This window comes from Nitrospirota bacterium, assembly GCA_015233895.1.
Taxonomy (GTDB): Bacteria; Nitrospirota; Thermodesulfovibrionia; order Thermodesulfovibrionales; family Magnetobacteriaceae; genus Magnetomonas.
Map to the genome: position 1 here is coordinate 1 of JADFXG010000049.1, position 11,484 is coordinate 11,484.

11 protein-coding genes are annotated in these 11,484 nt (G+C 42.0%); 7 read left to right on the forward strand and 4 right to left on the reverse strand.

Annotation, left to right across the window (positions count from 1 at the left end; all coding sequences use genetic code 11):
* Positions 1-587: 587 nt before the first annotated feature.
* The 4 genes from HQK88_16800 to HQK88_16815 all read right to left on the reverse strand — a co-directional run bounded on the left by HQK88_16800 (position 588) and on the right by HQK88_16815 (position 4,012).
* The gene (locus HQK88_16800; GenBank protein ID MBF0618459.1) at positions 588-1,169 is read right to left on the reverse strand and encodes a threonylcarbamoyl-AMP synthase; all 582 of its coding nucleotides are present in this window, start codon (positions 1,167-1,169) and stop codon (positions 588-590) included.
* A gap of 260 nt (positions 1,170-1,429) precedes the next feature.
* The gene (locus HQK88_16805) at positions 1,430-2,281 is read right to left on the reverse strand and encodes a cyclic nucleotide-binding domain-containing protein (protein ID MBF0618460.1); all 852 of its coding nucleotides are present in this window, start codon (positions 2,279-2,281) and stop codon (positions 1,430-1,432) included.
* 219 nt (positions 2,282-2,500) lie between these two features.
* Positions 2,501-3,232: an FHA domain-containing protein gene (locus tag HQK88_16810; GenBank protein ID MBF0618461.1), complete on the reverse strand. Its 732-nt coding sequence runs from the start codon at positions 3,230-3,232 to the stop codon at positions 2,501-2,503.
* A 3-nt stretch (positions 3,233-3,235) separates the two neighbouring features.
* Positions 3,236-4,012 carry a Stp1/IreP family PP2C-type Ser/Thr phosphatase gene (locus HQK88_16815; protein ID MBF0618462.1) on the reverse strand — a complete coding sequence of 259 codons (777 nt, stop codon included), beginning with the start codon at positions 4,010-4,012 and terminating at the stop codon, positions 3,236-3,238.
* A 273-nt stretch (positions 4,013-4,285) separates the two neighbouring features.
* On the opposite strand from HQK88_16815, the gene HQK88_16820 reads away from it, so the two are divergent.
* The 7 genes from HQK88_16820 to HQK88_16850 all read left to right on the forward strand — a co-directional run bounded on the left by HQK88_16820 (position 4,286) and on the right by HQK88_16850 (position 11,212).
* Entirely contained in the window at positions 4,286-5,620 is a 1,335-nt protein-coding gene (locus tag HQK88_16820; protein MBF0618463.1) for a protein kinase, read from the forward strand.
* A 74-nt stretch (positions 5,621-5,694) separates the two neighbouring features.
* The gene (gene clpS / locus HQK88_16825; protein MBF0618464.1) at positions 5,695-6,009 is read left to right on the forward strand and encodes an ATP-dependent Clp protease adapter ClpS; all 315 of its coding nucleotides are present in this window, start codon (positions 5,695-5,697) and stop codon (positions 6,007-6,009) included.
* Positions 6,010-8,232 (forward strand): ATP-dependent Clp protease ATP-binding subunit ClpA, encoded by a 2,223-nt coding sequence (gene clpA, locus HQK88_16830; protein ID MBF0618465.1) that lies wholly within the window; start codon positions 6,010-6,012, stop codon positions 8,230-8,232. It begins immediately after the preceding gene.
* Complete coding sequence (locus HQK88_16835; protein MBF0618466.1) at positions 8,232-8,906, forward strand: leucyl/phenylalanyl-tRNA--protein transferase; 675 nt, start codon at positions 8,232-8,234, stop codon at positions 8,904-8,906. The genes clpA and HQK88_16835 overlap by 1 nt, the downstream gene beginning before the upstream one ends.
* Positions 8,897-9,886, forward strand: a complete 990-nt coding sequence (cysK, locus tag HQK88_16840) for a cysteine synthase A (protein MBF0618467.1) — start codon at positions 8,897-8,899, stop codon at positions 9,884-9,886. Before HQK88_16835 ends, cysK begins: the two co-directional genes overlap by 10 nt.
* 6 nt (positions 9,887-9,892) lie before the next feature.
* Positions 9,893-10,810, forward strand: coding sequence for a cysteine synthase (locus HQK88_16845; protein ID MBF0618468.1), 918 nt, complete (start codon positions 9,893-9,895; stop codon positions 10,808-10,810).
* Positions 10,811-10,858: 48 nt separating this feature from the next.
* Positions 10,859-11,212 carry a hypothetical protein gene (locus HQK88_16850; GenBank protein MBF0618469.1) on the forward strand — a complete coding sequence of 118 codons (354 nt, stop codon included), beginning with the start codon at positions 10,859-10,861 and terminating at the stop codon, positions 11,210-11,212.
* Positions 11,213-11,484 lie beyond the last annotated feature (272 nt).

Here is an 11,484-nt window from a genome sequence, read left to right on the forward strand (position 1 = left end):
AGACAGCCATTGAGAAACTGGAGCCAGACTGTCTCTCAACTTGCTTTATTTTTTGAGGGTAGGCTAAAATTGGATATTACCGTTTAAGGTGATTTCACACTTGACACAGTTTATTGAATATATCCAAATTATTTTTAAGAACCTTAAAATTAAAATATTTTATTACGTCTTCCACAAGCAATTGCTCTCCATTAATTTGTTAAAAGTACATATTGTTCGTTATAAGTCCACAATGTCGGACACCAAAGGCAATCCATGGCGAGATATAAGACATTATTCAGTTTTGCTATAATCATCTATGTCTCTACTTACAGTAAGGCAACTTACTCTAAAAAAGCGTATTTATATCTTATGATGACTTTTTCCAATCACTATATTTATAGATTACGTAATTCTAACATTACATAACTTACAAATTACTTACAGATGCTTACAAACTATAACACTTTTACTTCAAATAATCTTAACAATCCCAAACCTAAAATTCTGTAATCCAAATTACAAAACAAGATCTTTTCTTAAAAATTGTGAGATTAAAGATGATATTTCCTGACGATACACTTTTTGGTAGCATGAAAGAGCTATATTTAAAATACGTTTACAACTCCTTTACGTAGAACTTTAATTTCCTCTGTTACCTCAACGATGGTAGAGGGCGCGCCTCCTGGAGTTTTTCCGCCATCAATAACAACATCTATTGAGCCAGAGCCAAAAAAGTATTTTAATACGGTGTCAGCGTCAGCAGGTGGCGGATAGCCGGATGGATTTGCGCTTGTTGAGGTTATTGGATAGTTTAGGTACTGAGCAAGGTTAAGAGCAAACGACTCACCGGGAATACGCACGGCAATAGTACCCTCGTTGCTGGATATAAACCTGTTGTGAAACTCTTGCTTAGCTTTAAGGATAACTGTCAGGGGTCCTGGCCAATATATCTGTCCAAGCTTAAGGGTTTTGTCATCAAGTGAAGTAACTATGCTTTTAATAGCTTCAACAGAGCCTGCAATAAGCGGAAACGGTTTATTATCTGCCCTTTCTTTAAGCACTGAGAGCCTTTCAAGTGCATCCTCGTTGTAGAAGGCCACACCGAGCGCATAGAATGTCTCAGTCGGATATGCTATGATTTGCCCATCAGAGAGCGCCTTTGCAGCCGCTTCAAGGGCATCCGGCAAGCGGTAGTCTTTTAGTGATATTAGTTTGATGTATATCCTCCAGAATGTTTCAATATTAGCAATATTGCCTTTTTAATTAACTCAGCTAATAAAAACTGGATTCCTGCTTTCGCAGGAATGACAGAAAAAAAGAAGTCCATCCTCTGTCATTCCCGCCAACTAGCGGGAATCCAGTCCTTTTTTTAATCCTTAGTTAACAGAAAATCTTCTATCGGCGTTGACTTCGTAAGTATTTTCACAGTTATAGATGAGTTGTACTGCTACTGCCGCGAATATGAATACAGGGCAAGTTCTTTGATTTTGCTATCAGCTTTTCTTAATCGTTCGCTAAAAACATAGGCCAGTTTCTTAAACACTTTAAGAGTTACTATATCGTCATAGCCGTCCATGATTCTCTTATCCAGCTCAAACAGCATGACATCCTCATCTGACCTTGCTCTGGCTGAACGCGTAGCATTTTCAAGTATCGCCATTTCACCAAAACAAGCGCCGGGCTCCAGTGTGTGCAAAACCTCCTCAAGGCCATCACCAAGCACCTTTATAATAGAAACAGACCCCTCTATTATCACATAAAACCTGTCTCCGGGCTGACCCTCCTCAAAAATCAAGTCGTTTCTCTTGTACTTCCTGCATTTTGCCATTCTAAGGAGCTTATAGACATCCTCATCAGCCATAAAAGAAAAGAAATCAAGCTTTCTTATCTTTGTAAACGTATCGGTGACGGCAGATGGGATGCTTCTTATAGCATCGTTTATTGCCTTAAGCAGCTCATTCATTTGAAAAGGAAATTTTAATACTGAACTTACTCCGTTATCATAAAGGCGTTTTAGTTCGTTAACATTTATGTCGTCACTGACTATTGTCAGTACTCTCAACTTAGCAAGACTATTATGAGCTTTAACTGCTTTAAGCAGATTTTCGTTATCAGCCTTAAGAGTCTGATTATCTACTATAACGAGATCGCATTTTTCTCTTATGAGATAACCTATCATATTCCTGTGGTCGTTTAGTAAGATTACGTTTGTAAACCCCAGATAATTCAATGCACTTGTAACAAGACTCTCCTGAGTTTCAGCTGATACCGTCACCAATATTTTTATATTTTTTTCCATAATGATTCCTCTTTAAAACACTTAGTATTAGGGCAAAACATGCCTTTTGCCATAAAACTTACGAAAACAACAAAGCCGCTTTAATAATTTAAAACTAAAATGAGTCAATATGCAAGGGCTAATTTTGATTATTATAGAAAACCCAATGAAGGCAGGTATAATAGAAAAGAAAATAACTCCCCGGGTTTGGAGAAATTACTAAAACTGCAGACAGCAAATTTATTCTTTAAGGAAAAACTGAAGTTTCAAACTGCTAACCTCTACAATATCGCCCTCCTGAAGTTTATGCTGTCCTTCTATGTCTTTACCGTTGACTTTTATTCCTTTTCCTCCGGTTGAGGAGCTGACAGTGTAGCCGTCCTTTCTTCTGTTGACCAGCGCCGCTATTTTGGGGGCAAATAGTCCTTTTAACTTGATACCGGCACTTGGATCCTTGCCAATAGTGGTAATACGGTCAACAAGGTCATATTCTGTCTTATCAGTTGAGCCCTCAATTACCAAAAATCCCCCCACTACGTCTTTTATTACAGCAGCCTGAGCCTGTTCAGAACTCTTTGGTGTACCTTTAGATAGTATTTGGTCTTTTACTTTAGCGTCTATTAATATTGTCTCATCAAGCAGGTCTCTGTCCTTTGACGGTGATGGAGCTTTTGCATCCTCCTGCTTGTCGGAGATGAAGTTAAGCGTGTGTTTCCCTATAATAATAACATCGGCATCATGTAGGGCGTGGACAGAGATTTTCCTCCCGTTTACAAAAGTGCCGTTAAGGCTGTTTAAATCCTCTATGTAATACTGGTCATCCTTTTTAAACACTTTTGCATGTACGCCGGAGACGGCAAGATTATCCACGTGGATGTCATTGGTTGGCTTACGTCCTACAGTTATGACGTCTTTGTCTATTGCCACCTCTTTGATAGCCGCCTCCTTAAATTTGAGCAAAATCTTAGCCATCGCTTACCTCCTGAACCATTTAAAGAAATTATACATAAAAGAGAACAATCTCTTCTTATAAACGTATCCAACTATCACGGTTATGTTATCTCTGCCGCCTTTTTTATTAGCAAAGCCGATTAGTCTGTTACTTACCTCAACAGGGTTGTCAGAGGAGTTAACAACGAGCAAAATAGCACGTTCAGGCACCATTGTGTAAAGGCCGTCAGAGCAAAGCAGAAGCACATCCCCGTCATAAATAGTCATCTCATCTGTGTCCGGTTCGACCTCCGGTGTAAAGCCCAATGACCGGGTTATAACATTTCTCATTCCCACCTCATCTGCCTCTTCTTTTGTAAGTATCCCGCGTCTTATCTGCTCTGCCACCAGTGAGTGGTCATCGGTCAGAGCTTCAATGTTACCGCCTCGTATCAAATACAGCCTGCTGTCTCCCACGTGTGCAATGCCTACCCTGTCTTCTCTTACAAGGGCTGCAACCACTGTTGTGGCCATTCCTGCTAAACTGTCATCGGTCAAAGACAATTCATAAATTTCCTGGTTTGCTCTCTTTATGGCGTCATAAAGCAGCCCTGTAATACTTTCAGACAAAGTGTTGCCTTTTGCTCTGATGTAACCGCATATTGACTCAACAGCCATTTTGCTGGCCAGCTCTCCCCTCTGAGAGCCTCCCACACCATCGGCTACCACATATAACCCGATAGAATTGTCTATACAAAAACTGTCCTCATTCCTTGTCCTTCTAAGACCAACATCTGACTTGGCGGCTGCGTTTACAATCATGGAGTCCTTTGCCATTTAATCCCTAAAACCGCATACAGCCGGTTTTGGCAGCTACAAAAAATCTCACCTCGCTGCGCCTCCATTTTTTTTCAGCGTTAAAAAACTTATTATATCCAAATATTCAATATTTTTCAACTAATATTAGGTATTTTAACATAATAATTAAAAGTACATATTTAACATATCGGTAAAACGACTTTAAAAAATGAGCATCTCAGGTTTTATTTTTGAAATTTACTTTTTTTTAAAACACTTCAATTATAATAACAAGACATGATTGGTAAAATTGGCAGATATGAGATACTGGGCACCCTCGGCGAGGGCTCTATGGGGATTGTTTACAAGGCCCACGATACTATTATTGAACGCATAGTTGCGATTAAAACAGTGAAAGTAAGCAACAAAGCAAACCGCGTTGAGCGTTTTTATCATGAGGCTAAAGTAGCCGGTAAGCTGACCCATCCAAACATAGCAATGATATACGATATAGGTGAGGACAACTCAACACACTTTCTCGTGTTTGAGTACGTAAAGGGTAAAACCATGAAGGATGTTTTAACAAGCGGAGCCGATATCCCGTTGCTTGAGAAACTACACATCCTTGTCCTGATATCCCGCACACTGCACTATGCTCATCAGAGAGGGGTTATCCACAGAGATGTGAAACCCGCCAACATTATGCTGATAGCAGATAAACAGGTAAAGATAATGGACTTTGGCATTGCAGTGTTTGCCGCCTCTGAGGTTTCCTGCGAGGAAAGGTGTCTGGGCACTCCGTACTACATGGCACCAGAGCAGATAAAGGGTGCTCCTGTGGATAGAACATCCGATATATACTCTTTGGGAGCTGTTTCGTATGAGTTCTTAACCGGCACAAAACCTTTTTTAGCAGACGGAATAGATCACCTTTTTGAAAAAATTCAAAAAGAGGAACCGCTTCCCCCTCACATTCTCAACTCTGCCATAAGTGAAGACGTAAGCAGCTACATTTTAAAAGCTCTGCAGAAACAAAAAGAACAGCGCTATCAGGCAGCCAGTGAGTATGCTGATGTGCTTGAGTTTTATATAAATCGTGCGGAAATAGATTTAAGCTCGGTCCCTATGGCGGCGGTTGATTTCGATAAGAAGCAGCTTGTTGAGACGCTAAAGAGGCGCTATACGTTTTTTGCAGATTTCTCTGATTCAGAATTGCTCTTGATATTTAACATAAGCGGTAAGAAATCCTACAAAAAGGGAGACATAATCTTCAAAGAAGACACAATAGGCGATAAACTCTTCATAATTATTACTGGTAAAGTACGTATCACCAAGATTTTTCCAAACGATACAGAAGAGACTTTTCTTGCCTCACTCGGTCAGGGGGATTGTTTTGGAGAGATGGCAATCATGGATTCCTCTCCGCGGTTTGCTACTGCCATTGCACAGAGTGACTGTGTCCTGATAGCCATAAGCGAGGTCATACTAAGAACCTCAGAACCCACCCTTTGCCTCAAATTATACAAAAACCTTGCCGCTGTGCTGTCTGAAAAACTAAGGCGGAGTGACACAAAGATTAATGAGCTATGGACGAAACTCAAACAATTTGATTCTGTTGCTATAAAAAAATAAACCCCTCCCGGCAACACATTAAGTAAAGATGTCTTGAAACGAAGCGGCTGCAATATGCTATAATTTAATTGGATATGGCAAAGACATGGCGGGAAATTAAGGAATCAATTGAGACAAACGTAAAGGAAAAGTTTAAGACGCCTTCTTTGTACAAGGTAATCCTGCTAAACGACAACTATACCACAATGGACTTTGTAGTGTATGTACTGAGACATATATTTAATAAACCAACCGATGAGGCGACGCGCTTAATGCTAAATGTGCACAGGCAGGGGTCGGCAGTGTGCGGCATTTATACAAAAGACATCGCTGAAACTAAAATAGCCACGGTTCATGACCTTGCAATGCAGCACGGATTTCCGTTAAAATGTACTATGGAGCAAGAATAGGTGCTAAATAAAGAACTTGAGATAAGTCTTGAGGCAACAATACAAGAGGCAAAGGGACGCCGCCACGAATACATCACAATAGAGCACATTCTCTATGCCCTGTTGCACGACATAAAAGGGATTGATATAGTAGCAAACTGCGGCGGGGATGTGAGCAAACTCATCATGGCATTGAATGACTTTTTTATCAAAAATATACCAACAATCCCCGGCACAAAAGAGCAGTTCCCACAACCTACGGCAGGATTTCACCGTGTCCTTCAGCGCGCCATTATGCACATCCAATCGGCAGGTAAAAACGAGGTGGAAGCAGGCGATTTATTGGCCTCTATTTTAGAAGATGAAGACTCTCATGCCGCTTTTTTTCTTAAACGGGAGCACATTTCACGGCTGGATATACTAAGTTACATTTCGCACGGAATTTCCAAAACAGCCCCTCAACAGGAGGGCGCCGAGGGGGATGTACACAAGCGTGGACGGGACCCGCTAAAACTCTTTGCCGTGGATTTAGTTGAAAAAGCGGCTAAGGGTGAAATAGACCCGCTTGTTGGGCGGGATGCAGAGATTGAAAGAACGCTTCAGATATTAAGCCGCCGCAAAAAAAATAACCCCGTGTTTGTCGGTGAACCCGGTGTAGGCAAAACTGCGTTAGTTGAGGGGTTGGCTCTTAAAATCCATCAGGGTGAGATACCAGCGGCTCTTAAGGGTATGAAGATTTTTCTCCTTGAGATGGGAAACCTGATTGCCGGAACCAAATTCAGAGGTGAATTTGAGGCAAGATTAAAATCCACGATGGATGCCCTTAAAAAACTCAAAAAAGCTGTGATGTTTATAGATGAAATTCATACGGTAATAGGTGCCGGTTCAACAAGCGGCGGCACACTGGATGCTTCAAACATCCTTAAACCGGCGCTTAACTCCGGGCTATTAAGATGTATCGGAGCCACCACCTACGAGGAATACAAAAACCATTTCGATAAGGACAGGGCACTTTCAAGACGTTTCCAAAAAGTGGAAATATCAGAACCCACGATAGAGGAAACGTACCGGATTTTAGCAGGTCTTAAGACTTATTACGAGGAGTTTCACGAGGTAAAATATTCAACTAAGGCGATACGGCTTGCCGTTGATCTCTCTGCAAAGTATGTTAATGACAGGTATCTGCCCGATAAAGCCATAGACGTTATAGATGAGGCAGGGGCCTCGGTTAAGCTAACTAAGGTATCCAACAAAACAGTTACACCTCTTGATATAGAAAAAGTTATTTCAAAGATGGCAAAAATACCGACAAGAAACATATCTGCCACAGACTCAGAGAGACTCAAGGCATTGAAAGACGATCTGATGAAAGTGGTGTATGGGCAGGAACATGCAATTGATTCAGTGGTAGCCGCCATAAAACGCTCAAGAGCAGGCCTTAGCTCACAAGAGCGTCCGACAGGGTGTTTTTTGTTTACCGGCCCAACCGGAGTGGGTAAAACCGAGGTAGCCAAACAGCTTGCCCGCACACTTGACGTCAACTTTCTCCGCTTTGATATGAGTGAGTATATGGAAAAACATGCGGTTGCCAGACTAATAGGAGCGCCTCCAGGATATATCGGATTTGACCAGGGCGGACTACTTACCGATGCTGTCAGAAAAACCCCGTACTCGGTCATGCTTCTTGATGAAATAGAAAAAGCCCACCCTGATATATTTAACATTCTGCTTCAGGTCATGGATTATGCCACTCTTACGGATAACAACGGAAAGAAGGCGGATTTCAGAAATGTCATATTAATAATGACCTCCAATGCCGGAGCCCGCGAAATGGACAAAGGCACAATAGGTTTTGGCCGCAAGTCTGGCGAGCAGGCATCCGTTAGTAAAGAGGCAATAACAAAGCTCTTTAGCCCGGAGTTTAGAAACAGACTTGATGAAATAGTGCCGTTTAATCCGCTTAATGCCGATATAATGCTTCAGGTGGTGGATAAGTTTATGTTGGAACTTTCAGAACAACTCCATGCAAAGAAGGTAGCCGTCACACTTACCAGTGAGGCCAGAGCGTGGCTTTCAGAGCGCGGATTTGACGCTAAGTTTGGAGCAAGGCCGCTATCAAGGGTAATACAGAAAGAGATAAAAACAGTGCTCTCTGAGGAAATCCTTTTTGGCAGGCTTCAGACAGGCGGCAGTGTTAACATTTCAGTGTCTGAAGGAGCTCTGTCGTTTGATTACATTGTTTAATGCCAGTCTTTCTACTTAATGAAGATATTGCCTTTCCGCCTGTTGAGTTAGCGCGAAATGACGGGCTTTTAGCGGTTGGTGGCGACCTTTCCGCAAAGCGTTTGCTTTATGCCTATAAGCTGGGAATTTTCCCGTGGTTTTCCGAGGGCGACCCCCTGCTTTGGTGGTCACCTGATCCCCGGCTTGTCATGTTTTTAGATGAATTCAGGCTCTCAAGGAGTTTAAGGCAAGTGATTAATCGCGGCGTTTTTCCTGTCACATTTGACAAAGACTTCAGCGGCGTTATAAATAACTGTGCGGCACAAAGGACAGGCAAACCTTACGGTACATGGCTGACAGAGGAAATGATACAGGCATATATCGGACTCCACAAGACTGGGTATGCACACTCGGTGGAGTGTTGGCATGATGGGGAGCTTGCAGGGGGACTATATGGTCTTGCTTTAGGGAAAATGTTTTTTGGCGAGAGTATGTTTACAAAAGTAAGTAACGCATCAAAAACAGCGTTTGCTTTCCTTGTGGAAAAATTGATAAAATTGGAATTCCATTTAATAGACTGTCAGGTAAGGACAGAGCATCTTGTTAGCATGGGAGCCCGTGAAATTGCAGGAGAGGAGTTTCAGGCGATACTGAAAAAAGCCGTGAAAAGGCCGTTAAAAACTATATGGCAGTAGTGTCGGAGGAAATAAGAGGCAGACTTGGGTCATTTTCTAAACCGCTTAACTCTGTGCTTGAGATGGTGGGGGAAACTCCTCTGCTTGAGATTACAAGAGCAGTTGAAACCTCTGACATGGCTGGAATATTTGCCAAAATTGAATTTTTTAATCCCTGTAGCTCTGTAAAAGACAGAATCTGTAACGCGATGATAGAAAGGGCGGAGCATGACGGACTTCTTCATAAAGGGGATACAATTATAGAGCCAACCTCAGGAAACACTGGCATAGGGCTTGCCTTTGTGTGCGCCGTTAAGGGGTATAATCTGATTCTTACGATGCCGGAAACAATGAGCGAGGAGCGGCGGAGAATGCTCAGGGCATTTGGAGCAAAGTTGATTCTGACTGAGGGCACCAGTATGACAACAGCCGTGGAGTTAGCCGAAAAAATGGCCAGGGAAAACGGTTATTTCCAACCTCATCAGTTTAAAAACCCGGATAATTCCCGGGCTCACAAGGAAACAACTGCGCCTGAAATCATAGAAGAGCTTGGTGAGCCGGACGCTTTTGTAGCAGGAGTTGGCACAGGGGGCACAATAACCGGAGTGGGAGAGGTGCTGAGGGAAAAATTTGGCGGCAGGGTGAGAATTGTGGCGGTGGAGCCAGAGGGAAGCGCTGTGCTATCCGGTGCGCCTGCCGGTCATCATGGAATACAGGGAATTGGGGCCGGGTTTATTCCTGATGTATTAAACCGCGGTATAATTGATGAGATAATTCAGGTCTCCGATGAGACAGCCTATGAGTATGCGCGGCTTTTAATAAGGAAAGAAGGAATACTTGCTGGGATTTCATCTGGTGCTAATTTATACGCAGCACTGATGACAGCACGGAAATTAGGTAAGGGCAAAAAAGTTGTCACCATATTTCCGGATACCGGGGAGCGGTACCTGAGCACTCCGTTGTTTTCCGGATGGGAAAATGATGCCGATAAAACATTTTAGGATTGGATTTTGATAGCACACAGTATTTTGGAAACTATTGGATGCACGCCGCTTATACGCCTGGAGAGAGCACCAGGTTTTAATGGAGGCGGTATAAAAATATACGCAAAACTTGAAATGTATAATCCGGGGCGCTCCGTAAAAGACAGACCTGCGTATCAGATGATACATGATTCTGAGGAGTCAGGTGAGTTAACGCGCGATAAAATCATCATAGATTCAACCTCAGGTAACACCGGTATTGCATATGCGATGACAGGAGCTGTAAGGGGATACAAAGTAACAATCGTAATTCCCAAAAATGCAAGTCCGGAGCGAAAAAAGATAATCTCTGGGTTTGGTGCTGAGATAATATATTCCAGTCCGTTTGATGGCTCAGACGGGGCAATCCGTTTGGCCAGGAAAATCTATAGTGAAAACCGTGAAAAATATTACATGCCTGATCAGTACAATAACCCGTCAAACTGGAAAGCGCATTATTTAACGACAGGCCCGGAAATTTATGAGCAAACCGGAGGCTCTGTGACACACTTTATTGCTACCGTAGGCACAGGAGGCACAATTACCGGAACCGGTAAGGCGCTCAGGGAATTCAATAAAGACATAAAGGTAATCGCAATTCAGCCCGATGACGCTATGCACGGGATAGAGGGACTAAAGCACATGGCAAGCTCGATAGTGCCGGGTATATATGACTTAAACTTTGCCGATGAGACGATTTTTGTAGGCACCGAGGAAAGTTACGACATGGTGAGGCGTTTAGTTAAACTTGAGGGGCTTGCAGTAGGGCATTCATCAGGAGCGGCACTTACCGGAGCACTGACTTTGGCAAAACGCCTTCAGGCCACTGGCATAAATGAAGCCGTAATTGTCTGCATTTTCCCAGATGGCGGCGACAGATACCTTAGCCACTGTATTGATTGATGAATTTTTCATCTGATAGATATATAATCATTTATGAGGGAAAGTAGTTTGAATTTAAGTTTCACAGATAAAATCGAAGGTTTTATTCTGGGAGCATATGTTGATGTGGATGTAAATTCTGAGCTGATTGATGAATTTTTGACTGAAGAGCCGGACGATGACATCATTATTAATAAAAGCAACGAAATCTTATATCTTAATCATTTTTTTACAGGTGATAGCCCAATAGGCGGTATTACTACGCTAATTAATGTCATAAAAAACTACGACATTAAAAATCATTATACAGTTGCTGAGTTAAACCTGTTCGGTGTTGTTTTTACTGAAGTATTGGAGGCGGTAAAAAAATACTATGAATTAACTTATAACACAAACAAAACCCCTCAAGTTGTATTAGTTTAAACAAAGTTTAGAAAAGTTTTTTGCGTATTAGTTTTTCTTATAATAGCGATTTAAGCCAACTTATAAATTTTTCTGTCGTTTGGCTATCTAATACCGAGTTGCGTTCTAAAGATAAAACTAAATGTCATAGACAAAGATGAGATTGCCCTCTCCCTTAGCCCCCATAAGCGCTCAAATAAGATATTAGATAAATAGAGGCATATCATGATACAATATACAGTATGGAGGCAAAAATAATACAAGATGAATGGGAAATACTTAAGAGGTTCTTA

Excerpts from the sequence above, each read along its gene's own strand:
- HQK88_16805 (MBF0618460.1), bottom strand. The coding sequence starts at position 2,281 with ATGGAAAAAAATATAAAAATATTGGTGACGGTATCAGCTGAAACTCAG.
- clpS (MBF0618464.1), top strand. The coding sequence starts at position 5,695 with ATGGCAAAGACATGGCGGGAAATTAAGGAATCAATTGAGACAAACGTA.
- HQK88_16815 (MBF0618462.1), bottom strand. The coding sequence starts at position 4,012 with ATGATTGTAAACGCAGCCGCCAAGTCAGATGTTGGTCTTAGAAGGACA.
- HQK88_16820 (MBF0618463.1), top strand. The coding sequence starts at position 4,286 with ATGATTGGTAAAATTGGCAGATATGAGATACTGGGCACCCTCGGCGAG.
- cysK (MBF0618467.1), top strand. The coding sequence starts at position 8,897 with ATGGCAGTAGTGTCGGAGGAAATAAGAGGCAGACTTGGGTCATTTTCT.
- HQK88_16835 (MBF0618466.1), top strand. The coding sequence starts at position 8,232 with ATGCCAGTCTTTCTACTTAATGAAGATATTGCCTTTCCGCCTGTTGAG.
- HQK88_16810 (MBF0618461.1), bottom strand. The coding sequence starts at position 3,232 with ATGGCTAAGATTTTGCTCAAATTTAAGGAGGCGGCTATCAAAGAGGTG.